18 protein-coding genes are annotated in these 23338 nt (G+C 68.2%); 10 read left to right on the top strand and 8 right to left on the bottom strand.

The features are described 5' to 3' along the window. Positions 1–16: 16 nt before the first annotated feature. Entirely contained in the window at positions 17–580 is a 564-nt protein-coding gene (locus tag ACGFRF_RS15430) for a dihydrofolate reductase family protein (protein WP_393739980.1), read from the top strand. A gap of 85 nt (positions 581–665) precedes the next feature. Here ACGFRF_RS15430 and dnaB read toward each other — a convergent pair whose 3' ends face one another. Next, positions 666–2144, bottom strand: a complete 1479-nt coding sequence (gene dnaB / locus ACGFRF_RS15425; protein WP_393739978.1) for a replicative DNA helicase — start codon at positions 2142–2144, stop codon at positions 666–668. 481 nt (positions 2145–2625) lie between these two features. Here dnaB and ACGFRF_RS15420 point away from each other — a divergent pair, with 481 nt between their 5' ends. Then, the gene (locus ACGFRF_RS15420; protein ID WP_393739976.1) at positions 2626–3963 is read left to right on the top strand and encodes an MATE family efflux transporter; all 1338 of its coding nucleotides are present in this window, start codon (positions 2626–2628) and stop codon (positions 3961–3963) included. Between the two features lie 127 nt (positions 3964–4090). On the opposite strand, the gene rplI is transcribed toward ACGFRF_RS15420, so the two are convergent. From rplI to rpsF, 4 genes are all read right to left on the bottom strand, one after another. Continuing rightward, positions 4091–4537 carry a 50S ribosomal protein L9 gene (gene rplI, locus ACGFRF_RS15415; protein ID WP_393739975.1) on the bottom strand — a complete coding sequence of 149 codons (447 nt, stop codon included), beginning with the start codon at positions 4535–4537 and terminating at the stop codon, positions 4091–4093. Between the two features lie 18 nt (positions 4538–4555). Continuing rightward, positions 4556–4792 (bottom strand): 30S ribosomal protein S18, encoded by a 237-nt coding sequence (gene rpsR, locus ACGFRF_RS15410; RefSeq protein ID WP_003949403.1) that lies wholly within the window; start codon positions 4790–4792, stop codon positions 4556–4558. A gap of 57 nt (positions 4793–4849) precedes the next feature. After that, the gene (locus tag ACGFRF_RS15405) at positions 4850–5428 is read right to left on the bottom strand and encodes a single-stranded DNA-binding protein (RefSeq protein WP_393739973.1); all 579 of its coding nucleotides are present in this window, start codon (positions 5426–5428) and stop codon (positions 4850–4852) included. Positions 5429–5508: 80 nt separating this feature from the next. After that, positions 5509–5799 (bottom strand): 30S ribosomal protein S6, encoded by a 291-nt coding sequence (gene rpsF, locus ACGFRF_RS15400; protein WP_351221260.1) that lies wholly within the window; start codon positions 5797–5799, stop codon positions 5509–5511. 283 nt (positions 5800–6082) lie between these two features. Between rpsF and ACGFRF_RS15395 the strand changes: the two genes are divergently transcribed. The 3 genes from ACGFRF_RS15395 to ACGFRF_RS15385 all read left to right on the top strand — a co-directional run bounded on the left by ACGFRF_RS15395 (position 6083) and on the right by ACGFRF_RS15385 (position 8741). Next, the gene (locus ACGFRF_RS15395) at positions 6083–6400 is read left to right on the top strand and encodes a hypothetical protein (protein ID WP_393739971.1); all 318 of its coding nucleotides are present in this window, start codon (positions 6083–6085) and stop codon (positions 6398–6400) included. Between the two features lie 104 nt (positions 6401–6504). Continuing rightward, positions 6505–7626 (top strand): peptidoglycan bridge formation glycyltransferase FemX, encoded by a 1122-nt coding sequence (gene femX, locus ACGFRF_RS15390; protein WP_069779853.1) that lies wholly within the window; start codon positions 6505–6507, stop codon positions 7624–7626. 83 nt (positions 7627–7709) lie between these two features. Then, the gene (locus ACGFRF_RS15385; protein ID WP_393739969.1) at positions 7710–8741 is read left to right on the top strand and encodes an alanine racemase; all 1032 of its coding nucleotides are present in this window, start codon (positions 7710–7712) and stop codon (positions 8739–8741) included. 94 nt (positions 8742–8835) lie between these two features. On the opposite strand, the gene ACGFRF_RS15380 is transcribed toward ACGFRF_RS15385, so the two are convergent. Together ACGFRF_RS15380 and ACGFRF_RS15375 are read right to left on the bottom strand one after the other, a co-directional pair. After that, the gene (locus ACGFRF_RS15380) at positions 8836–10389 is read right to left on the bottom strand and encodes a glycosyltransferase family 87 protein (RefSeq protein WP_393739967.1); all 1554 of its coding nucleotides are present in this window, start codon (positions 10387–10389) and stop codon (positions 8836–8838) included. 130 nt (positions 10390–10519) lie between these two features. Then, positions 10520–13165 carry a transglycosylase domain-containing protein gene (locus ACGFRF_RS15375; protein ID WP_393739965.1) on the bottom strand — a complete coding sequence of 882 codons (2646 nt, stop codon included), beginning with the start codon at positions 13163–13165 and terminating at the stop codon, positions 10520–10522. 395 nt (positions 13166–13560) lie between these two features. Here ACGFRF_RS15375 and ACGFRF_RS15370 point away from each other — a divergent pair, with 395 nt between their 5' ends. From ACGFRF_RS15370 to ACGFRF_RS15360, 3 genes are all read left to right on the top strand, one after another. After that, complete coding sequence (locus ACGFRF_RS15370; RefSeq protein WP_393739963.1) at positions 13561–14244, top strand: helix-turn-helix transcriptional regulator; 684 nt, start codon at positions 13561–13563, stop codon at positions 14242–14244. Between the two features lie 43 nt (positions 14245–14287). Then, the gene (locus ACGFRF_RS15365) at positions 14288–15370 is read left to right on the top strand and encodes an inositol-3-phosphate synthase (RefSeq protein ID WP_393739961.1); all 1083 of its coding nucleotides are present in this window, start codon (positions 14288–14290) and stop codon (positions 15368–15370) included. Positions 15371–15473: 103 nt separating this feature from the next. Beyond that, positions 15474–16736: an MFS transporter gene (locus ACGFRF_RS15360; protein WP_393739959.1), complete on the top strand. Its 1263-nt coding sequence runs from the start codon at positions 15474–15476 to the stop codon at positions 16734–16736. Positions 16737–16840: 104 nt separating this feature from the next. Here ACGFRF_RS15360 and ACGFRF_RS15355 read toward each other — a convergent pair whose 3' ends face one another. Further along, positions 16841–18283, bottom strand: coding sequence for a CCA tRNA nucleotidyltransferase (locus ACGFRF_RS15355; protein WP_393739957.1), 1443 nt, complete (start codon positions 18281–18283; stop codon positions 16841–16843). A gap of 251 nt (positions 18284–18534) precedes the next feature. On the opposite strand from ACGFRF_RS15355, the gene ACGFRF_RS15350 reads away from it, so the two are divergent. Together ACGFRF_RS15350 and murJ are read left to right on the top strand one after the other, a co-directional pair. After that, a complete protein-coding gene (locus ACGFRF_RS15350) occupies positions 18535–20907 on the top strand; it encodes a DUF6049 family protein (RefSeq protein WP_393739955.1) in 2373 nt (790 codons plus the stop codon). Between the two features lie 45 nt (positions 20908–20952). After that, positions 20953–23322 carry a murein biosynthesis integral membrane protein MurJ gene (gene murJ, locus ACGFRF_RS15345; RefSeq protein WP_393739953.1) on the top strand — a complete coding sequence of 790 codons (2370 nt, stop codon included), beginning with the start codon at positions 20953–20955 and terminating at the stop codon, positions 23320–23322. The last annotated feature ends 16 nt before the right edge of the window (positions 23323–23338 follow it).

Below are 23338 nucleotides of genomic sequence, written 5' to 3'. Positions count from 1 at the left end.
ACGTAAGGCTGGCGCCATGCGGAAATTGATCTACGGCATGAACCTGACCCTGGACGGCTACATCGCCGCGCCCGGCGACGACATCGGCTGGAGCGTGCCGAGCGACGAGCTGTTCCAGTTTTGGTCCGACCAGTTGGAGGCGACCGACCTGTCGCTGTACGGGCGCAAGCTGTGGCAGACGATGAGCTCCTACTGGCCGACCGGCGACCAGCAGCCCAACGCCACCCCGGCGGAAATCGAGTTCGCGCGCCGCTGGCGGGACATGTCGAAGGTGGTGTTCTCCTCGACGGTCGACAAGGTCGACTGGAACACCCGCCTGGTCACCGGCGACGCGGTCGCCGAGATCACCCGACTCAAGGCCGAGGACGGCGGCCCGATGGACATCGGCGGCGCGACGCTCGCCGGGGCGGCCATGCGAGCCGGGCTGATTGACGAGTACGTGCTGGCCGCCGCGCCGGTCCTGGTGGGCGGCGGCACGCCGTTCTTCACCGCGCTGGACAGCTGGGTGAACCTGAACCTGGTGGAGACGCGGGCGTTTCCCTGCGGCGTGATCCTGACCAGGTACGAGACGAGGCGCTGAGCGCCCGTCCGGGAGTCACGGGCCCTATGGTGCCATCACGGCTGAGACTGGGCCACGAAATCTGAGACCCTACAACAACGGGGGATCAGGTCTGGGCCATGTCCACGAAGCGGGAGTAGTGGCCCTGGAACGCGACCGTGATCGTGGCCGTCGGTCCGTTTCGGTGCTTGGCCACGATCAGGTCGGCCTCGCCCGCGCGCGGGGACTCCTTCTCGTAGGCGTCCTCACGGTGCAGCAGGATGACCATGTCGGCGTCCTGCTCGATGGAGCCGGACTCTCGCAGGTCGGAGACCATCGGCTTCTTGTCGGTGCGCTGCTCGGGACCACGGTTGAGCTGCGAGAGCGCGATGACCGGGATCTCCAGCTCCTTCGCGAGGAGCTTGAGGTTACGGGACATGTCCGAGACCTCCTGCTGACGGCTCTCGGCGCGCTTGGAGCCGCCGGACTGCATCAGCTGGAGGTAGTCGATGACGACCAGCTTCAGGTCGTTGCGCTGCTTCAGCCGCCGGCACTTGGCGCGGATCTCCATCATCGACAGGTTCGGGGAGTCGTCGATGTAGAGCGGTGCGGCCGAGACGTCCGGCATGCGGCGGGCGAGCCGGGTCCAGTCCTCGTCGGTCATCGTGCCTGACCGCATGTGGTGCAGGGCGACCCGGGCCTCGGCGGACAGCAGACGCATCGCGATCTCGTTACGGCCCATCTCGAGCGAGAAGATGACGCTGGGGAGGTTGTGCTTGATCGAGGCGGCCCGTGCGAAGTCCAGGGCGAGGGTCGACTTACCCATGGCGGGTCGGGCCGCGATGACGATCATCTGGCCGGGGTGCAGACCGTTCGTCAGCGAGTCGAAGTCGGTGAAGCCCGTGGGCACGCCCGTCATCTCGCCGCTGCGCGAGCCGATCGCCTCGATCTCGTCCAGGGCGCCTTCCATGATGTCGCCGAGCGGCAGATAGTCCTCGCTGGTGCGCTGCTCGGTGACGGCGTAGATCTCGGCCTGGGCGCGGTTGACGATCTCGTCGACGTCGTCGTCGGCCGCATATCCCATCTGGGTGATGCGTGTACCGGCCTCGACCAGGCGGCGCAGTACGGCCCGCTCATGAACGATCTCGGCGTAGTACTCGGCGTTGGCCGCGGTCGGCACGGTCTGGACGAGCGTGTGCAAGTACGAAGCGCCGCCGACCTTGTTGATCTCGCCGCGCTTGGTGAGTTCCGCGGCGATGGTGATCGGGTCGGCCGGCTCGCCCTTGGCGTAGACGTCCAGGATCGCCTGGTAGATCGTCTCGTGCGCGGGCTTGTAGAAGTCGTGGCCCTTGAGGATCTCGACGACGTCGGCGATGGCGTCCTTGGACAGCAGCATGCCGCCCAGCACCGACTGCTCGGCGTCCAGATCCTGCGGCGGTACCCGCTCGAAGGACGACCCTCCGCCGTCCCAGCCGCCGCTCTCCCGGCCCCGGTCGTGTTGTTCGTCACGACCCCGGCCACCGTCGCTTCGCCGTCGGGAGGCGGGCAGACGATCGCTGGGTCCGCTGTCGGCCCACGGCTCGTCCAAGGGCTCGGAAATGCTCACCGAGCCACCTCCTCCCGTCCGCACAGCGGACCTCGCCGTGGCCTCTTTTGTACGGCACGACACTGACAAATGAGAGGCCCAACTCCGGTACTCACGCGTCGCGTTTGTGACGGTTCCAAGCCCGTGGGAAAGACACGACCCGGGCCGGGGAAAGGAGTGGGCGCCGCACCACGGTAGGCCTGTCGGCACCGTCAGCCAATCTGGTTATCCACAGGGCATGTGGACGACCGCCCCGATGCTGTGGAGAACTCGCCGAAACCTGTGCACGACCCGGTGGACAGCCCTGTGAACAAGCCCTCGCTCACCCAGAGGAGAAGCCCGTGACCTGCAGCTTTACCATCCACCGGCTGTGCAGAAGAAAAACTTCCCCAGTCGGATCAAGATCGCTTCGAACGGTGCGCGAAAGGACACGATCCGAGACGTCCAGTAAGGGTCAGAAGTCAGTTGTATCTCTTACCTGTGGATGGTTAGATTAGTGCTCATGACACAGGCCCCCGCGGTACCGAAGGCCCCCCGCCGACGGCACGACCGAGAGATCGTCGCGCTGGCCGTCCCCGCCTTCGGCGCCCTCATCGCCGAGCCGCTCTTCGTGATGGCGGACAGTGCGATCGTCGGCCATCTCGGCACCGCACAACTCGCCGGCCTCGGCGTCGCCTCGGCCCTCCTCACCACCGCCGTGAGCGTCTTCGTCTTCCTCGCCTACGCCACCACAGCGGCCGTGGCCCGCCGCGTCGGCGCCGGCGATCTCCAGGCGGCCATCCGTCAGGGCATGGACGGCGTCTGGCTGGCCCTGCTGCTCGGCACCGCCGTCATCGCCGTCGTCCTTCCGCTGGCCCCTGGCATCGTGGAGCTCTTCGGGGCCTCGACGACCGCGGCCCCCTACGCCACGACGTATCTGCGCATCTCCTCGCTGGGTATCCCGGCCATGCTCATCGTCCTCGCCGCGACCGGAGTGCTGCGTGGCCTGCAGGACACCCGGACCCCGCTCTACGTCGCCATCTCCGGCTTCATCGCCAACGGCGCGCTCAATGGCGCACTCGTATACGGCGCCGGCCTTGGCATCGCCGGTTCGGCATGGGGCACGGTCATCGCACAATGCGGTATGGCGGCCGTCTATCTGACCGTGGTCGTACGCGGGGCTCGTCGACACGGCGCTTCCCTCCGCCCAGACACTGCCGGAATCCGAGCCTCGGCTCAGGCAGGCGTTCCCCTCCTGGTCCGCACACTGTCACTGAGGGCGATCCTCATGATCGCCACGGCAGTCGCGGCACGTCTCGGTGACGCCGACATCGCCGCCCACCAGATCATTCTGTCCCTGTGGAGTCTGTTGGCTTTCGCTCTCGACGCGATCGCGATCGCGGGACAGGCGATCATCGGCCGCTACCTCGGCGCAGCCGACACCCAGGGCGCGCGCGAGGCCTGCCGCCGCATGGTCCAGTGGGGCATCGCGACCGGTGTCGTACTCGGCCTGCTCGTGGTGGCCGGCCGACCGCTCTTCCTCCCGCTGTTCACCAGCGACTCGGTGGTCAAAGACGCGGCATTGCCCGCCTTGCTGATGGTGGCGCTGTCGCAGCCCATCTGCGGGATCGTCTTTGTCCTGGACGGCGTCCTGATGGGCGCGGGGGACGGGCCGTACCTGGCCTGGGCGATGGTCGTCACTCTGGCGGTGTTCGCACCCGTGGCTCTGCTCGTCCCTATGTTCGGCGGTGGTCTCACCGCCCTCTGGGTCGCGATGACGCTGATGATGACCGTCCGCATGCTGACCCTGTGGCTGCGCACTCGCTCCGGCCGCTGGATCGTCACGGGCGCGACCCGTTGACCGTTTCACGTGAAACATGCCGCCGTGCCCGCAGCGATGGCGCTTCCGAACCATAGGGAAAGGGGCCGCACCCTCACGGATGCGGCCCCTTTCACCTGCTCAAGCGAGCGCAGCGATCATGCAGCGATCAGGCCGCGATGACCTCGATGTTGACCTTGGCGGCAACCTCGGGGTGCAGACGCACGGACGTCTCGTGGGCGCCCAGGGTCTTGATCGGAGCGGACAGCTCGATGCGGCGCTTGTCGACCTCGGGGCCACCGGAAGCCTTGATCGCGGAGGCGATGTCGGCCGGGGTGACGGAACCGAAGAGACGACCGGCGTCGCCGGAGCGGACGGCCAGGCGGACCTTCACGCCCTCGAGCTGGGCCTTGACCTGGTTGGCCTGCTCGATGGTCTGGATCTCGTGGATCTTGCGAGCACGACGGATCTGCTCGACGTCCTTCTCGCCACCCTTGGTCCAGCGGATAGCGAACTTCCGCGGGATCAGGTAGTTGCGAGCGTAACCGTCCTTGACGTCCACGACGTCGCCCGCGGCACCGAGGCCGGAGACCTCGTGGGTGAGGATGATCTTCATGAGTCGGTCACCCTTCCCTTAGCGCGCGGTGGACGTGTAGGGCAGCAGCGCCATCTCACGGCTGTTCTTGACGGCCGTGGCGACGTCACGCTGGTGCTGCGTGCAGTTGCCGGTCACGCGGCGGGCACGGATCTTGCCGCGGTCGGAAATGAACTTCCGCAGCATGTTCGTGTCCTTGTAGTCCACGTACGTGACCTTGTCCTTGCAGAAAGCGCAGACCTTCTTCTTCGGCTTGCGCACAGGCGGCTTCGCCATGGTGTATCTCCTGTGTGATCAAGAAGTTGGGGTACGACCCACCCCCGGCCCGAAGGCCTAGAAGGGGGGCTCGTCCGAGTAGCCGCCACCGCCGCCGGAGCCTCCGCCCCAGCCGCCGCCACCCTGGTTGCCACCGGCGGGAGCGCCGGTCGCCCACGGGTCGTCGGCCGGAGCGCCGCCGCCCTGCTGGCCGCCACCGGGGCCTCCGCCCCAGCCGCCGCCACCCTGGCCGCCACCGCCGCCGTAACCGCCCTGGCCACTGCGAGCGCCACCGGCGGTCTTGGTGACCTTGGCCGTGGCGTTGCGCAGGCTGGGGCCGACTTCCTCGACGTCCAGCTCGTAGACCGTGCGCTTGACGCCCTCACGGTCCTCATAGGACCGCTGCTTCAGCCGGCCCTGCACGATGACGCGCATGCCTCGCTGGAGCGACTCGGCGACGTTCTCCGCCGCCTGACGCCAGACCGAGCAGGTCAGGAAGAGGCTCTCGCCGTCCTTCCACTCGTTCGTCTGGCGGTCGAAGGTGCGGGGAGTGGACGCGACGCGGAACTTCGCGACCGCCGCACCGGACGGGGTGAAGCGCAGCTCGGGGTCGTCGACAAGATTGCCGATGACCGTGATGACGGTCTCGCCTGCCATGGGGGAACCTCTCGGCGGGTTTGCTGCTCTGGCTGCTGGTTGCTGCTACTCGAATCCCGAGATCAGCTGAGCGGGAAAGCTCAGTGGGTCTCGGGGCGGAGGACCTTGGTCCGGAGGACCGACTCGTTCAGGTTCATCTGGCGGTCGAGCTCCTTGACGACCACAGGCTCGGCCTGCAGGTCGATGACCGAGTAGATGCCCTCGGGCTTCTTCTTGATCTCGTAGGCGAGACGACGACGGCCCCAGGTGTCGACCTTCTCAACCTTGCCGCCGCCGTCACGGACGACGGACAGGAAGTTCTCGATCAGCGGGGAGACAGCACGCTCCTCGAGATCGGGGTCGAGGATGACCATCACCTCGTAGTGACGCATGTGGAACCCACCTCCTTTGGACTCAGCGGCCACGGTCGTTCCGTGGCAGGAGGGTTGTGATGCGTACGCAACGGTATCGGCCGCCACTGACAATCGGGGTTCCCCTGGGGATCCCGCAGTCTGGCCCCAGTGCGACTGGGCAGGCCTGAGCAGACACCGGTGCAGAGGGTACAGACTACCCGCACACCCGCTTCCGGTTGAAATCCGGCCCTGAGGGCCGCCAATCTGTACACGTCGGGTGTGTACGGCGCTACCATGCGCCGCCTTCCGCAGGAGGTGCCCTATGGCACAAGCATTGCAGCCCAATACAGCCGGATCCCTCTTCGCCACGGACGGCAAACCCCATCCGCTCCAGGACGCCCTCACGGTGCTGACACTGGTCCTGGGCCTGCTGTCCTTCATCACGTCGTTCTTCCACAGCCTCCATCTGCTGACATCCTGGGCCGGCCTGGTGGCGCTCGGCATCGGCGTGTACGGGCAGTGGATCTCGGTGACCACGCGGGAGCGCTTCGGTCTGATCCTGGGTCTCGGTGCGGCGGGAGTCGGCTTCCTGATCGGGATGGCGCACGGCGGACTGTTCGGCGGGATCATCAGCGGCTAAGGCCCGTAGGCCCAGTCGGGGCGCTCGCAAGGCGCAGTAGGCTTCGGCGCGAGAGCCGGAGCCCCTGTACCCATGGGGACACACCAGCCCGAGGAGCGCCCCGAATGAGCCTGACCCTGAGGACCATCAGTCGCGAGCAGCATCTGGCCTACATCCAGAGCCTGCCGGCGGCGAGTCACATGCAGGTCCCGGCCTGGGCAGATGTGAAGGCGGAGTGGCGCTCGGAGAACCTCGGCTGGTTCGACGACCGTACCGGCGAGATGGTCGGCGCGGGCCTGGTCCTCTACCGTCAGCTGCCCAAGATCAAGCGCTACCTCGCCTATCTTCCCGAGGGTCCGGTCATCAACTGGTTCGCGCCGAACCTGGACGACTGGATCCAGCCGATGCTGGCGCATCTGAAGCAGCAGGGCGCGTTCTCCGTGAAGATGGGTCCGCCGGTGATCATCCGGCGCTGGAACGCCGAGACCATCAAGAAGGGCATTCAGGACCAGGACGTCAAGCGCCTGCGCGACCTGGAGGCCGACTTCATCGAGCCGCGTGCCTTCGAGGTGGCCGACAAGCTGCGCCGGATGGGCTGGCAGCAGGGTGAGGACGGCGGCGCCGGCTTCGGTGACGTACAGCCCCGTTATGTCTACCAGGTGCCGCTCGCCAATCGTTCCCTGGAAGAAGTCCACAAGAACTTCAACCAGCTGTGGCGCCGCAACATCAAGAAGGCCGAGAAGGCCGGCGTCGAGGTCGTCCAGGGTGGCTACCAGGACCTGGCCGAGTGGCAGCGGCTGTACGAGATCACGGCCGTGCGCGACCACTTCCGGCCCCGCCCGCTGTCGTACTTCCAGCGCATGTGGACGGCCCTCAACACCGAGGACCCCAACCGGATGCGGCTGTACTTCGCCCGCCACAACGGCGTGAACCTGTCCGCCGCGACGATGCTGATCGTCGGCGGGCACGTCTGGTACTCCTACGGCGCCTCCGACAACATCGGCCGTGAGGTCCGGCCCTCGAACGCGATGCAGTGGCGGATGCTGCGCGACGCCTACGCGCTCGGCGCCACCGTCTACGACCTGCGCGGCATCTCCGACTCGCTGGACGAGACGGATCACCTGTTCGGCCTGATCCAGTTCAAGGTGGGCACGGGCGGACAGGCCGCCGAGTACCTCGGCGAGTGGGACTTTCCGCTGAACAAGCTGCTCCACAAGGCTCTCGACATCTACATGTCGCGCCGCTGAGCCGCGGGCGTTTGATTCCATAGCCTTCACTGCTTTCACACCTCTGATACACCGCAGCCACGAGAAAGGTTCCAGGTCCGGCCATGGCGCTCACGCTCTACGTCGACACCGCGCGCTGGCGGGCGCACCACAAGCACGTGCAGGAGCAGTTCCCGGGTCTCGTCCCGGTCTGCAAGGGCAACGGCTACGGCTTCGGGCACGAACGGCTGGCGGAGGAGGCCACGCGGCTCGGTGCGGACCTGCTCGCCGTCGGCACGACGTACGAGGCCGCGCGCATCAAGGACTTCTTCGGCGGTGACCTGCTGGTGCTGACGCCGTACCGGCGCGGCGAGGAGCCGGTGCCGCTGCCCGACCGGGTCGTCCGCTCGGTGTCGTCGATCGACGGCGTGTACGGCCTCGTCGGCGCCCGCGTCGTCATCGAGGTGATGTCCTCGATGAAGCGGCACGGCATCAGCGAGCAGGACCTGCCGCAGCTGCACCAGGCCATAGAGAACGTCCGCCTGGAGGGCTTCGCCATCCATCTGCCGCTGGACCGCACCGACGGCTCGGACGCCGTCGAGGAGGTCATCGGCTGGATGGACCGGCTGCGCGCGGCCCGGCTGCCGCTGCACACGATGTTCGTCAGCCACCTCAAGGCCGATGAACTCGCGCGGCTCCAGCAACAGTTCCCGCAGACCCGGTTCCGCGCCCGCATCGGCACGCGGTTGTGGCTGGGGGACCACGAGGCGACCGAGTACCGCGGTGCCGTCCTGGACGTCACGCGTGTGGCCAAGGGCGACCGGTTCGGCTACCGGCAGCAGAAGGCGGCCTCGGACGGCTTCCTGGTGGTCGTGGCGGGCGGTACCTCGCACGGGGTGGGCCTGGAGGCCCCGAAGGCCCTGCACGGCGTCATGCCGCGCGCCAAGGGCGTCGCACGGGCCGGCCTCGCCACGGTCAACCGGAACCTTTCCCCGTTCGTCTGGGGCGGCAAGCAGCGCTGGTTCGCCGAGCCGCCGCACATGCAGGTGTCGATCCTCTTCGTCCCGTCGGACGCCCCCGAGCCGAAGGTCGGTGACGAGCTCGTGGCCCATCTGCGGCACACGACCACCCAGTTCGACCGGCTCGTGGACCGCTAGGCCGGCACAGGGAGCGCGCGGTACAGGACAGGGGAAGGCCGTACACGCATCGCGCGTGTACGGCCTTCTTCATGGCCCGCCCCGTGGTGTTCGCTCAGAGCGAACGGCCCTCGGAGGACATGGGTTCAGGCCTGCCCCAGTCCACCTGAGGCCCGTCGAAGGGGGCGGCGTGCCGCGGTGGGTGGGCCGCCGCGCCGAGCACGAAGACGTCCTCCGCGCCGTCGAGGACCCCGCCCGAGGGGTCGTCGTCGCCCGAGCGGCGCACCACGTCGCGGTCCGGCATGAGGATGTCCCGTACGACGACGGCGCACAGGTACAGGGTGCCCACCAGGTGCAGCACGATCGCCCAGTGGTAGCCGTGCGTCGGCAGGCCCTTGTGGGCGTCTCCGCTGGTCGTGTAGGCGAGGTACATCCAGATGCCCAGGAAGTACGCCACCTCGCACGCCTGCCAGATCAGGAAGTCCCGCCACTTGGGCCGGGCGAGGACCGCCAGCGGCACCAGCCACAGGACGTACTGCGGGGAGTAGACCTTGTTGGTGAGGATGAAGGCCGCCACCATCAGGAAGGCCAGCTGAGCGAAGCGCGGCCGGCGCGGGGCGGTGAACGTCAGCGCACCGATGCCGAGGAAGCTCAGCACCACCAGCACCGAGGCCGTGGTGTTCACGAACTCGGTGGTGGGTGGGTGGCTGGAGTTCTGCGCCCAGATCAGCCAGAAGGAGCCGAAGTCGACGCCGCGCTCCTTGCTGAAGGTGTAGAACTTCGCCCAGCCCTCGCGGATGTGGAAGCCCGTCGCGTCGTGCGTGAGCATCACCGGCAGGTTCACCACGAGCCAGGCGACCACCGAGCCGGCCGCGGCCTGGAAGAACTCCCGCCACTTACCGGCCCGCCAGCACAGCAGGAGCAGCGGGCCGAGGAGGAAAACGGGATAGAGCTTGGCGGCCGTGGCCAGCCCCAGGAGGATGCCGAAGGCGAGCGCCCGGCCCCGCGACCACATGAGCATCGCGGCGGCGGTCAGGGCGACCGCGAAGAGGTCCCAGTTGATGGTCGCGGTCAGCGCGAAGGCGGGTGCGAGCGCGACCAGCAGGCCGTCCCAGGGGCGCCGGCGGTGGGTGCGGGCCACGCAGACGGCGATGACGGCCGCGCACACCATGAGCATTCCGGCGTTGACGAACCAGTACCACTGCTCCTGGTGCTGGATGCTGCCACTGTGCGGGGTCAGCCAGGAGGCCACCTCCATGAACACTCCGGTCAGCACCGGGTACTCGAGGTAGTCCATGTCGCCGGGGAGCCTGTCGAAATAGGGCACGAGGTGGTCGGCGAAACCACGCCCCTGGTAGAGGTGCGGAATGTCCGAATAGCAGGCGTGCGTGTACTGGCTGCTCGCGCCGAAGAACCAGGCACCGTCGTAGCAGGGTGCCTTCTGGACCAGGCCTAGGGCGAACATGCCGATCGCCACGAGTACGACGACCCGTACGGGGGTCCACCAGGAGGTCCCGAGCAGGGCGCGCCGCCCGAGGGGACCACCGATCAGCTCACTGCCGGCCGCGGCGACCTCGTCCTCCTTGGTCGGCTGCACCGGTTCTGCCAAGGCGGGCCGCACGGGCTCGGGCTCGTGCACACTCGCGGGCGTCATCTCTGCGCTGGGCATGGGCCACATCCTGCCGTACCTGTCCAGGAATACGCCGAGGGCCGCCGCACCTCGTCGGTGCGGCGGCCCCGTGTTTCACGTGAAACACCCGCGGCGGACCATATGGCCGCCAACCGGTCAGATCCGGCGCCTAGCCGGTCTGGCCTGCGAAAATGCCCCCGTTTCCATTGCCTCGGGTGTTGCCGGTTCCGGTCGATTCCGTGGCGGTCGGCGTCGGAGAGGTGCCTCCGCCGGTACCGCCCGTATCCGTGCCGCCATTGCCGTTGCAGTTGTTGCCCCAGCCGAACTGGCACGTCTCGCTCGGCGTCGGCGTCGGCGTCGGGGTGGTGGCCGACGCACTGGGCGTCGGGGTGGGTGTGTCGCTGGGAGTCGGGCTCGGCGTGACGGTGACGGACGGAGTCGGGGAGGGAGCACCCGCCTCGTCCTGGACCTTGCCGATCTCGGTGGCCTTCGGGAAACCGGGGTCGGACTTCCCCTTGAGGGCGGCCTTCATGTAATCGGTCCACACCAGGGTCGGGATGTCACCACCGTGAATGGAGTCCGTGTTCGCCGTGCCGTTCATGGAGAGCAGCTCGTGGTCCTTGGGGTTCTCGCGGAACATCGCCACGGACGTCGACAGCTGCTGGGTGTATCCGACGAACCAGGCCGACTTGTTCTTGTCGGTGGTACCCGTCTTGCCCGCCGCCGTACGGCCGAGGGCCTTGGCGTTCTTAGCCGTACCGTTCTGGATGACGTTCTGCAGGACATCCGTGACGTTGTTGGCGACGTTCGGGTCGATCGCGTCCTTGGCGGCCCGCTTGGGCTTGGTGAAGCTGGGCGCTTCGCCGCCATTGACCTTGACGGCCGTCACCGAGTACGGCTCCGCCTGCTTGCCGGACGCGGCGAACGTGGCGTAGGCGTCCGCCATCCGAATCGCGCTGGGGGTGGACGTACCGATGGCGAAGGACGGGTTGAGGTCCTGCGACATGCTCTGCTGCAGGATGCCGGCCGACCTTGCCACGTCCCGGACGTGCGTCATCCCGACGTCGACACCGAGCTGCACGAACGGCGTGTTGATGGACTGCTCCATCGCCTTGCGCAGGGTGATGTAGCCCCAGGGGTGCGGACTCTCGTTCTTCTGATAGAAGGGCGAGTTGTCCTTGTTGAGGTAGAACGACCCATCCGGCTTGTAGACCTTGAGGTGGTCGTTGCCGTTGTACTTGCTCAGCGGCGACACGCCCTCGCCGTCCGACTTGTACGTCCCGTACTCCATGGCGGCGGCCAGCACGAACGGCTTCCACGTCGAACCGACGGGGACACCGGAGGTGTCGGCGTTGTTGGTGAAGTGCCCGTTCTCATATCCGTCACCGCCGTAGAGGGCGACGATCGCGCCGTCGTTGGGCACCACCGAGGCCGCTCCGAACTGGACGTATTTGTCGTACTTCGGGCGATTCTTCGGGTCGAGGCGTGCCTTCTGGACGTTCTTCACGGCCTTGGCCAGGGCGTTGACCTTGTCCTTCTGGAACGTCGTGTAGATCTGGTAGCCGCCCCGGTCGAACTGCGCCTCCGTGATGTCGGAGTGGGCGAGGACATACTTCTTCGCCGTGTCGGCCAGGTAGCTGATCTGGCCGGTCATGCCCTTGGTCGCCTTGCGGCCGTCCGGCATGGGGTACTTCACGACGGCTTTCTGGTACTCCGCGTCGGAGAGGTGCTTGTCCTTGTGCATCTCGCCGAGGATCCAGCGCCAGCGCTCCTTGGAACGCTCGGTGTTGGCCTCCGGGGTCGCCGACTTGTCGAGGTCCGTGTTGCCGGCGGGGTCGTAGTACGTCGGGCCCTTGAGCAGGGCAGCGAGGACGGCGCACTCGCTCGGCTTGAGGTCGACCGCGTTCTTGCCGTAGTAGGTCTGCGCCGCCGCCTGGATGCCGTACGCGCCCCGGCCGAAGTACGAGGTGTTCAGGTAGCCCTGCAGAATCGTGTTCTTGTCGAGCTTCGTGCCCACCTTTATGGAGATGAACATCTCCTTGAACTTGCGGGTCACGGTCTGGTCCTGACTCAGGTACGTGTTCTTCACGTACTGCTGGGTGATCGTCGAGCCACCCTGCGTCTGACCACCCCGCGCCATGTTGAGCATCGCACGCGCGATACCCATGGGATCGACACCCGAGTCCTGGTAGAAGGACTTGTTCTCGGCGGAGATCACCGCCCAGCGCATCGCCTCGGGAATCTGATCGATGTTGACGTTCTGCCGGTTGACGCCAGTGCCCGTGGCCACCATCTGGGTGTGATCGGCCCAGTAGTAGACGTTGTTCTGGGACTTGGCCGCGATGTTCTCGTTGGGGACCTGCACCATCGCGAAGCCGATGCCGACCATCGCGACCATGCTGCCGAGGAAGCCGATGCACAGCCCGGAGACGAGCTTCCAGGAAGGCACCCAGCGGTGCCAGCCGTACTTGCCGGCCCGGGGGTAGTCGATGAACCGCTTCTTGGCAGGTGCGGCCGCAGTGCGGCCGCGTCCGGGACCGCTCGGGCCGCCCCGGCCCGCGTTGTCGGCCGTTCTGCGTCGGCCGCCTCTCTGTGCCGCCCGGCGGGCCTCGGCCCGGCCACCGTAGGGGCGCTCTTCACCTCCCGAGCCGTAGGAGTCCGATCCATAGGAACTGGACTCATAGGAATCGGCAGGAGACCCGGTGGCGCCTCGCGGTGCCGCACGGCGGCCGGAGGACGAGCCGGACTGGCCGCGTCGGGCCGCGGCACGTCCGCCTCCCTGCGGCTGCGGCGGTTTGCGACGGTGCTCGCTCATCGAACGATTACTCCTCGGGCAGGCGCACCCGTGCGCGCCTGGAACGGCGGCTGGTTTCCGGTCCCCCCGAAGTACGGATGTGGTCGGTTCTGCATTCACCCGTACTGCACCGGGGGCGATGACGCTCCCCAGGCGCCACTTGGTTCCCGGTGGTGTGCATGCCGCACAGACTACGCACCACCAAAACCCGCCGAGCCCCGAAGTTCACCCCAAAACAGGCAAGTTGCCTCCTACGAATCGGTGATGTGATCCCGTTCACCGCCGTCCCCCTTGTCGCTCGCGGAAGGCCGTTCTATCGTGCTGATGTATCGAGTCGATACATCAGCGCGAGATAAAGACGCTGAGAAGCACTGCGAGCCCTGCGGGAGCGACCTGCGGGACGAGGGGAGGCGACGATGAGCCGGCGCTCCGGCATCCTCGAGTTCGCCGTGCTCGGCCTGCTCCGTGAGTCCCCGATGCACGGCTACGAACTACGCAAACGACTCAATACATCACTGGGTGTGTTCCGTGCCTTCAGCTACGGAACCCTGTACCCCTGCCTCAAGACGCTGGTCGCCAACGGCTGGTTGATCGAGGAGCCGGGCAGCACCCATGAGGACGCCCTTGCCGCTCCCCTCGCGGGGCGCCGCGCCAAGATCGTCTACCGGTTGACGGCGGACGGTAAGGAGCACTTCGAGGAGCTGCTCTCGCAGACCGGTCCCGACGCGTACGAGGACGAGCACTTCGCCGCACGGTTCGCCTTCTTCGGGCAGACGTCGCGCGACGTGCGCATGCGGGTCCTGGAGGGCCGGCGCAGCCGCCTGGAGGAGCGCCTGGAGAAGATGCGCGCCTCCCTGGCGCGCACCCGGGAGCGTCTCGACGACTACACACTCGAGCTCCAGCGCCACGGGATGGAGTCCGTGGAGCGCGAAGTGCGCTGGCTGAACGAGCTCATCGAGAGCGAGCGGGCCGGGCGGGACCTGAGAGGTTCCGTGTCCGGGGGGTCCGCTCATCAAGACACCACATCTGGATCGACGGGCGGCCTGCCCCGTACCGGAGAGACCTCCGGTACGGATACGCCCGACGACACCGCCACGTGAGTCCCACTCAGGGCCTCACTCGTACACACAGGGAGCAACCGGAATGGGTTCGGTGCGCGTAGCCATCGTCGGCGTGGGCAACTGCGCGGCGTCGCTGGTTCAGGGAGTCGAGTACTACAAGGACGCCGACCCGGCGTCCAAGGTCCCCGGCCTGATGCACGTGCAGTTCGGTGACTACCACGTGCGCGATATCGAGTTCGTCGCCGCGTTCGACGTCGACGCCAAGAAGGTCGGCCTCGACCTCGCGGACGCGATCGGCGCCTCCGAGAACAACACCATCAAGATCTGCGACGTGCCCAGCACCGGTGTCACCGTCCAGCGCGGCCACACCCTCGACGGCCTCGGCAAGTACTACCGCGCCACCATCGAGGAGTCCGACGCCGAGCCGGTCGACATCGTCCAGATCCTGAAGGACAAGCAGGTCGACGTCCTGGTCTGCTACCTCCCCGTGGGCTCCGAGGACGCCGCGAAGTTCTACGCCCAGGCCGCCATCGACGCCAAGGTCGCCTTCGTCAACGCCCTCCCGGTCTTCATCGCCGGCACCAAGGAGTGGGCGGACAAGTTCGTCGAGGCCGGTGTGCCGATCGTCGGTGACGACATCAAGTCCCAGGTCGGCGCCACCATCACGCACCGCGTCATGGCGAAGCTGTTCGAGGACCGCGGTGTCATCCTCGACCGCACGATGCAGCTGAACGTCGGCGGCAACATGGACTTCAAGAACATGCTCGAGCGCGAGCGCCTGGAGTCCAAGAAGATCTCCAAGACGCAGGCCGTCACCTCCCAGATCCCCGACCGGGACCTCGGCGAGAAGAACGTCCACATCGGTCCGTCCGACTACGTGGCCTGGCTGGACGACCGCAAGTGGGCCTACGTCCGCCTCGAGGGCCGCGCCTTCGGTGACGTCCCGCTGAACCTGGAGTACAAGCTCGAGGTCTGGGACTCCCCGAACTCCGCGGGTGTCATCATCGACGCCCTGCGCGCCGCGAAGATCGCCAAGGACCGTGGCATCGGCGGCCCGATCCTGTCGGCGTCCTCCTACTTCATGAAGTCCCCGCCGGTCCAGTACTTCGACGACGAGGCCCGCGAGAACGTCGAGAAGTTCATTCGCGGCGAGGTCGAGCGCTAAGACGCGGAGAGCCGTCGCTCGCACGAGAACGCTCCTGCCAGGGCTGTGAGGGTCCCCGGGTTTCCCGACCCGGGGACCCTCCGCATGTGTGAGGGTGTGATCCATGCCCGTCGTCCGTGACCTGCGCGTCCTGCTGCGCCTGCGGAACTTCCGGCTGCTGCTGTACGTCCGCCTCCTGTCCCAGGGCGCCGACGGCGTCTACCAGGTCGCGCTCGCCGCGTACGTCGTCTTCTCCCCGGAGAAGCAGACCTCGGCCGCCGCGATCGCCTCGGCGATGGCGGTCCTGCTGCTCCCCTACTCGCTGGTCGGGCCGTTCGCGGGCGTCCTGCTGGATCGCTGGCGTCGCCGTCAGGTCTTTCTCTACGGCAATCTGTTGCGCGCTCTACTGGCCGCGGCCACCGCCGTCCTCATGATCAGCCATGTCCCGGACTGGCTCTTCTACGTCTCCGCACTGTGCGTCACGGCCGTCAACCGCTTCGTCCTCGCCGGTCTGTCCGCCGCCCTGCCCCGAGTGACCGACACCGAACGCCTGGTGCTGGCCAATTCCCTGTCCCCGACAGCAGGAACCCTCGCCGCGACCGCCGGCGGCGGTCTCGCCTTCGTCGTACGGCTCGTGGCATCGGGCTCCGACGCCGCGGTGGTACTGCTGGGCGCCTTCCTGTACCTGTGTGCGGGCCTGGCATCTCTGAGCATGGCTCTTGGGCTTCTCGGCCCCGATCGACAGCCGGCACGGCCGCATCTGGGTACCGCGCTCACCGACACCGCACGCGCTCTGCTCGCGGCTGTCCGTCACCTGGCCGCGCCGAGCCGCAGGGAAGCGGTCTGGGCGCTGACCGCGATGACGTTGATGCGCTTCTGCTACGGCGCGCTCCTCGTCCTGCTGCTCATGCTGTGCCGCTACGCCCTCTCCAGCAGCACCGAGGAGGGACTCCGGCTGCTGGGAACGGCGCTGGCACTGTCGGGTGCCGGATTCTTCGCGGCGGCCGTGATGACCCCGTGGGCCGCGGGGCGGCTCGGACCGGGCCGCTGGATCGTGGTGTGCTCCGGCACGGCCGCGGTGCTGGAACCGGCCCTGGGCCTCCCCTTCGCGACCGGGCCGCTTCTCGTCGCCGCCTTCCTTCTGGGACTGGTCACGCAGGGCGCCAAGATCGCCACGGACACGATCGTGCAGGCCGCTGTCGAGGACGGCTTCCGCGGCCGGATCTTCTCCGTGTACGACGTCCTCTTCAACGTGGCATTCGTCGGCGCAGCAGGAGTGGCGGCCCTGGTGCTACCACCGGACGGCCGCTCGGTGGTACTGGTCGTACTGGTCGCCCTGATCTACGGCGGTGTCGCCGCATGCCTGGCTCGCTTCGAGCGACGGTGAGCCGGCGACAACCGAGGGGCGATGTTTCACGTGAAACATCGCCCCTCGGTGCTGTCGGTGCGGGCAGGTGTTTCACGTGAAACATCGCCCGCACCCGGCTCGCTTCAGTTCTGCCCCGCCCACCATTCCTTGAGAGCCGCGACCGCAGCATCGTGCCCCATGGGCCCGTTCTCCAGGCGCAGCTCCAGCATGTGCTTGTACGCCTTGCCGACGACCGGGCCGGGACCGACGCCCAGGACCTCCATGATCTGGTTGCCGTCGAGGTCCGGGCGGATCGAGTCCAGCTCCTCCTGCTCCTGAAGCTGGGCGATGCGCTCCTCCAGACCGTCGTAGGCCCGGGACAGTGCGGCCGCCTTCCGCTTGTTGCGCGTGGTGCAGTCGGAACGGGTCAGCTTGTGCAGACGGTCCAGGAGCGGGCCCGCGTCACGGACGTAACGCCGAACCGCCGAGTCCGTCCACTCCCCGGTGCCGTAGCCGTGGAAGCGCAGGTGAAGCTCGACGAGCCGTGAGACGTCCTTCACCAGCTCGTTGGAGTACTTCAAGGCGGTCATGCGCTTCTTGGTCATCTTGGCGCCGACCACCTCATGGTGGTGGAACGAGACCCGGCCGTCCTTCTCGAAGCGGCGCGTGCGCGGCTTGCCGATGTCGTGCAGCAGGGCGGCCAGCCGGAGCGTGAGGTCCGGACCGTCCTCCTCCAGCTCGATGGCCTGCTCCAGGACGATCAGCGTGTGCTCGTAGACGTCCTTGTGCCGGTGGTGCTCGTCACTCTCCAGACGCAGCGCCGGCAGCTCGGGCACTACGTGATCGGCGAGCCCGGTCGTGACGAGCAGAGTCAGCCCCTTGCGCGGGTGCGCGGAGACGATCAGTTTGTTCAGTTCGTCCCGGACCCGCTCAGCGGACACGATCTCGATGCGCCCGGCCATGTCCGTCATGGCGGTGACGACCTCGGGTGCGACCTCGAAGTCCAGCTGGGCGGCGAACCGTGCGGCCCGCATCATCCGCAGGGGGTCGTCCGAGAACGACTCCTCGGGCGTGCCCGGCGTGCGCAGCACACGCGCCGCAAGGTCCTCCAGGCCACCGTGAGGGTCGATGAACTCCTTCTCCGGCAGCGCCACGGCCATCGCGTTGACCGTGAAGTCGCGGCGGACCAGGTCCTCCTCGATGGAGTCACCGTACGAGACCTCGGGCTTGCGGGAGGTGCGGTCGTAGGCCTCCGACCGGTAGGTGGTGATCTCGATCTGGTAGCCACCCTTGTGGGCACCGACGGTGCCGAAGGCGATCCCCACCTCCCAGACGGCGTCCGCCCATGGTCGGACGATCTTCAGTACGTCCTCGGGGCGGGCGTCGGTGGTGAAGTCCAAGTCGTTGCCGAGCCGGCCGAGCAACGCGTCGCGGACCGATCCGCCGACCAGGGCGAGGGAGAACCCGGCGTCCTGGAATCGGCGGGCGAGATCGTCGGCGACCGGGGCCACCCGCAGCAGCTCGGTGACCGCGCGCTGCTGCGCCTGGCTCAGGGCAGAGGGAGTGTCTTCGTTGGGGTTCGGCACAACAGAAAAGGGTACGTGCCCCGCGCCACCCCGGGCGCCCGGTCAAGGGCCGCGGACAGCTCCCTGCATACCCGCGCAAGCACTGCTCTTACGGCGTACACCTCTCTCCGTTCGATACTGGATATAGAGGACGGCTCACCGTTCCCCTTCGATCTTGTGAAGGAGACCGCGGCACTTACCCTCGGCGCGCATCGTTACCATGCGTGGACGCACATTCCGACGACCACTGACGACGAGGGACGGGCGAGCGCGTGGCCGAGGCGGCTGACTTCCAGGGGACCAGTGCCTCACCTGCCCGCCGGTGGCTGCGGCGCACCGGCGCGCTGCTCGCCGGCGCGCCTCTGCTGGCCGGGCTGCTCCAGCTGCCCGCCGCCGGCCCCGCTCAGGCCGCCTCCTCGGACGCGGTGTCCGTCTCCCTGGACTCGCTCAGCCCCAACGCCCCGAGCGACGGTGACACGCTGACCGTCTCCGGCACGGTGACCAACAACGGCAAGCAGGCCGTCACCGGCGCCCACGTGGGCCTACGGGTGGGGCCGCTGCTGAACACGCGCTCGGCCATCGACGCCATCGCCAGCCACCCCGACGACCTGCAGACCGGAACCGGCTCCGAGGTCGGCGGCAAGTACGTGCAGAAGTTCGCCAAGCTGTCCCCGGGCGTCGCCGAGCACTTCAGCATTGCGGTCCCCGTGGACAAGCTCGACCTCGGCGAGGACGGCGTCTACGAGTTCGGGGTTTCCCTGTCCGGCCAGACCTCCGCCCGGCCCTGGGAGCGGGTGCTCGGCATCCAGCGCACGTTCCTTCCGTGGCAGCCCTCCGAGGCCGACACCAGGACGAAAACGACGTTCCTGTGGCCGCTGCTCTCCCGGATCCACATGACGGCCAAGACGGGTGCCGGCGAGCAGCAGGCGCCGGTGTTCCTCGACGACGACCTGGCCAAGGAGCTGGCGCCGGGCGGCCGGCTGGCGCAGATGGTCGATCTGGGCAAGGACCTCGACATCACCTGGGTGATCGACCCGGACCTGCTGGCCTCGGTGGACGCGATGGCGGTGGGCAACTACCGGCTCACGGGTGACGGCGACACCACCACGCCCGGATCCCGGGAGAACCAGGCGATCGCCAAGCAGTGGCTTGCGAACCTGCAGAAGGCAGTGACGGGCAAGGAGGTGGTCGCACTGCCCTTCGGCGACCCGGACCTGGCCTCCCTGGCGCACAACGGCACCCGCGTCACCGGTTCGCTCAGCCATCTCAAGGACGCCACCGACGTCGCCGCCATCACCGTCAAGACCGTGCTCCACGTCACACCGAGCACCGACTTCGCCTGGCCGGTGGAGGGGGCGGTGGACCCGTCGATCATGAAGGTCGCGACCTCCGCCGGAGCCGACCGGGTGATCGCCCGCAGTGACAGCCTCCAGGAGACCGCCGGCCTGTCGTACACGCCCTCCGCCGCCCGCCCGGTCGGCGGAGGCACCACCGCGGTGGTCTCCGATGCCCGGCTGTCCACCGCCTTCGAGGGGGATCTGACGAAGGCGGGTTCGGCCACGCTCGCCGTGCAGCAGTTCCTGGCCCAGAGCCTCGAGGTGAACGCTCAGACCGACGAGCAGCGCAGCATCGTCGTCGCCCCCCAGCGCATGCCCACGGCAAGCCAGGCACAGGCGATGGCGGCGGCGCTGAAGGTGCTCCAGGCCGGTGCCTGGACCCAGTCCCAGAACCTCACCGCGGCCGCCAAGGCCAGTCCTGACCCTCGCGCCACCACGCGCGTCCCGTCGACGTACGCATACCCCTCCTCGCTGCGCCGGCAGGAGCTGCCGAGGTCGGCCTTCGAGCAGATCGCGCGCACCCAGGACAAGCTCGACAACTTCCAGGTGATCCTCTCCAAGCAGTCGCGCGTGGTCACCCCGTTCGGGCGGGCCATAAACCGTGAGATGTCCACCTCGTGGCGCGGCCGGAACGGGGAGGCGGGCAGCTACCGGAGCGGCGTGGAGGCATGGCTCGATGACCTGGCCGACCAGGTGAAGCTGATCGACAAGTCGGAGACCAAGCTCTCCGGCCGCAGCGCCACCATCCCGGTGACGGTCCAGAACAACCTGGTCCAGCCCGTCGGCCATCTGGTCCTGCGTCTCACCTCGACCATGCCGACCCGTCTGAAGATCCACGGGAAGCCCTACGCGGAGCAGCCCGTGGAGGTCTCCGGCGGGCACAGCCAGTCCGTGAAGTTCACCACCTCGGCCAACGCCAACGGCCGGGTCACGGTCATCGCCCAGCTGTACACCGAGGACGGCCAGGAGTACGGCTCGCCCGTCAGCTTCGACGTGAAGGTCACCGAGGTCACGCCCACGGTGATGCTGGTCATCGGCGGCGGGGTGCTCCTCCTCGTGCTGGCCGGCTTCCGGATGTACACCCAGCGCAAGCGCACGGCCGCCCGCCGGGCCGAGGAGGACGGCCCCGGCACGGAGGCGGAGGGCACCGACGAGTCCGGGAACCCGGAGGCGCCCGGAGACCGTCTCCAGGAAGAGTCCGACTCCCACTCCGGGGCAGACGACCCGGAGCAGCCGAGTGACCCTGCACCGGACACCGCACCGGAAAGCGCCGACCCGTCGGGGACGGGTGAGAGAGTGGACCGTTGAGCGATGTCGTGGCCGGTGGGCCGGGGACGATGAGGTGGGGTAAGCATGAACGCGCCGTACGACGGTGAACGCGGCCAGGGCGCGGCCGGCTCGGGCTACCCCGAGACGCCGCCCGAGCCCGGCCAGGTGCCGCCGCAGCACGCGGCGGACATGTATCTCCAGGATGCCTACGAGCAGGACCCCTACCGGGCGCAGGACCTGACGGCCCAGGACCCGGTCGCCGAGGCGCTCTACGACCGCGCCGCGCACCCACCGCCACCCCCGGGTACCTATGACCAGCAGCAGCCGCTCTACGCCCCGCCCGCCCAGTCGCCCTACGCCCCGGACCCGCGCGTGTGGGCACAGACCCCGGCGCCGGAGCCGGAGGCCGCGACCCAGTACCTGCCGTACGGTGACGACCCGCGCACGACGCAGTTCGTGGGCGTCGACGACCTGGTGACGCACTCAGGCGAGGAGTACCACGAGCCGGACGCCTTCGCGCATCTCTTCAAGGACCAGCAGCAGAGCGGCGGGCACGCGCCCATGGACCCCCAGGGCTTCCCGGGAACGACCACCGCGCCGGGCTACGGGCAGGCAGGCGCGGCACCGTACCCGCCGTCGTACGGTCAGGCCCCGCAGCAGGGGCACGCCTACGGCGAGGCCTCGTACGCGGCCGCTCCCCACGCCGCCGGCAACCCGCTGCAGCCCCCGGTCCCCGCACCGGCCGCGACCCCGGACCCGGCCGGTGCACCTCGCTCCGCGGAGCCCATGGCAGCCGCGGCTCCCGCCGCTCCCGCGAAGAAGGGCGGAAAGGCTGCCGGGCTGCTCAAGTCCAGTGCCGTCATGGCGGCGGGCACGATGGTCTCCCGCCTCACCGGCTTCATCCGCTCGGCGCTGATCGCCGCGGCGTTGGGCCTCGGCTTCCTCGCCGACTCCTTCCAGGTGGCCTACCAGCTGCCGACGATGATCTACATCCTCACCGTCGGCGGCGGTCTCAACTCCGTCTTCGTACCGCAACTGGTGCGGTCCATGAAGGAGGACGAGGACGGCGGCGAGGCCTTCGCCAACCGTCTGCTGACCCTGGTCATGGTGGCGCTGGCCGCGCTCACCGGCCTCGCGATGTTCGCGGCGCCTCTCCTGGTGCGGCTGCTGTCCAACCCCGTGGCCACCAACCAGGCGGCGAACGAGGTCGCGGTCACCTTCACCCGTTACTTCCTGCCCTCGATCTTCTTCATGGGCATCCACGTGGTGATGGGTCAGATCCTCAACGCACGCGGGAAGTTCGGCGCGATGATGTGGACCCCGGTCCTGAACAACATCGTCATCATCGTGACGCTCGGCATGTTCATCTGGGTCTACGGCACCGCCGCCAACTCCCACATGGACGTCACCAACATCCCGCCGGAGGGGCAACGGCTGCTGGGTGTCGGTGTGCTGCTCGGCCTGGTCGTCCAGGCGCTGGCGATGATCCCCTACTTGCGCGAGACCGGCTTCCGGATCCGGCTGCGGTTCGACTGGAAGGGCCACGGCCTGGGCAAGGCCGCGATGCTCGCCAAGTGGACGGTCCTGTTCGTCCTCGCCAACCAGGCGGGCGCCATGGTGGTCACCCAGCTGTCCACCGCCGCCGGCAAGGACTCCGGCGTCAAGGGCACCGGCTTCGCGGCCTACGCGAACGCCCAGCTGATCTGGGGCCTGCCGCAGGCCATCATCACGGTGTCCCTCATGGCCGCCCTGCTGCCGCGCATCTCGCGTTCGGCCGCCGAGGACGACACCGGTGCCGTCCGCGACGACATCTCGCAGGGCCTGCGCACCACCGCGGTCGCCATCGTGCCCATCGCCTTCGGCTTCCTCGCGCTCGGCATCCCGATGTGCACGCTGATCTTCGGCTCCGCCGGCACCGGCGCGGCGACCAACATGGGCTTCATGCTGATGGCCTTCGGCCTCGGCCTGATCCCGTACTCGGTGCAGTACGTCGTCCTGCGCGCCTTCTACGCCTACGAGGACACCCGCACGCCGTTCTACAACACCGTCATCGTGGCCGCGGTCAACGCGGGTGCCTCCGTGCTCTGCTACTTCCTGCTGCCGCCCCGCTGGGCGGTTGCCGGCATGGCCGCCGCGTACGGCCTCGCCTACGCCATCGGTGTCGGCGTCGCCTGGCGGCGGTTGCGCAAGCGGCTCGGCGGCGACCTGGACGGGACGCGGGTGCTGCGCACGTACGCGCGGCTGGGCATCGCCTCGGTGCCGGCGGCCCTGCTCAGCGGCGTGGCCTGCTACGGCATCGGGCACGCCCTCGGCCAGGGAGTGGTCGGCTCCTTCGCCGCGTTGCTCGCGGGTGGGGCCGTCCTGCTCGGCGTCTTCTTCGTCGCCGCCCGCCGTATGCGGATCGATGAGCTCAACTCGCTCGTGGGAATGGTCCGCGGGCGTCTGGGGCGCTGAGGCGGGGGTAGGCGCA

This window comes from Streptomyces sp. NPDC048521 (assembly GCF_043199855.1).
Taxonomy (GTDB): Bacteria; Actinomycetota; Actinomycetes; order Streptomycetales; family Streptomycetaceae; genus Streptomyces.
The sequence above is the reverse complement of the archived record's forward strand: the minus strand, read 5'-3'. Positions and strand labels throughout refer to the sequence as shown.

Excerpts from the sequence above, each read along its gene's own strand:
- ACGFRF_RS15430 (WP_393739980.1), top strand. The coding sequence starts at position 17 with ATGCGGAAATTGATCTACGGCATGAACCTGACCCTGGACGGCTACATC.
- ACGFRF_RS15420 (WP_393739976.1), top strand. The coding sequence starts at position 2,626 with ATGACACAGGCCCCCGCGGTACCGAAGGCCCCCCGCCGACGGCACGAC.
- rplI (WP_393739975.1), bottom strand. The coding sequence starts at position 4,537 with ATGAAGATCATCCTCACCCACGAGGTCTCCGGCCTCGGTGCCGCGGGC.
- rpsR (WP_003949403.1), bottom strand. The coding sequence starts at position 4,792 with ATGGCGAAGCCGCCTGTGCGCAAGCCGAAGAAGAAGGTCTGCGCTTTC.
- ACGFRF_RS15405 (WP_393739973.1), bottom strand. The coding sequence starts at position 5,428 with ATGGCAGGCGAGACCGTCATCACGGTCATCGGCAATCTTGTCGACGAC.
- rpsF (WP_351221260.1), bottom strand. The coding sequence starts at position 5,799 with ATGCGTCACTACGAGGTGATGGTCATCCTCGACCCCGATCTCGAGGAG.
- ACGFRF_RS15395 (WP_393739971.1), top strand. The coding sequence starts at position 6,083 with ATGGCACAAGCATTGCAGCCCAATACAGCCGGATCCCTCTTCGCCACG.
- femX (WP_069779853.1), top strand. The coding sequence starts at position 6,505 with ATGAGCCTGACCCTGAGGACCATCAGTCGCGAGCAGCATCTGGCCTAC.
- ACGFRF_RS15385 (WP_393739969.1), top strand. The coding sequence starts at position 7,710 with ATGGCGCTCACGCTCTACGTCGACACCGCGCGCTGGCGGGCGCACCAC.
- ACGFRF_RS15380 (WP_393739967.1), bottom strand. The coding sequence starts at position 10,389 with ATGCCCAGCGCAGAGATGACGCCCGCGAGTGTGCACGAGCCCGAGCCC.
- ACGFRF_RS15375 (WP_393739965.1), bottom strand. The coding sequence starts at position 13,165 with ATGAGCGAGCACCGTCGCAAACCGCCGCAGCCGCAGGGAGGCGGACGT.
- ACGFRF_RS15370 (WP_393739963.1), top strand. The coding sequence starts at position 13,561 with ATGAGCCGGCGCTCCGGCATCCTCGAGTTCGCCGTGCTCGGCCTGCTC.
- ACGFRF_RS15365 (WP_393739961.1), top strand. The coding sequence starts at position 14,288 with ATGGGTTCGGTGCGCGTAGCCATCGTCGGCGTGGGCAACTGCGCGGCG.
- ACGFRF_RS15360 (WP_393739959.1), top strand. The coding sequence starts at position 15,474 with ATGCCCGTCGTCCGTGACCTGCGCGTCCTGCTGCGCCTGCGGAACTTC.
- murJ (WP_393739953.1), top strand. The coding sequence starts at position 20,953 with ATGAACGCGCCGTACGACGGTGAACGCGGCCAGGGCGCGGCCGGCTCG.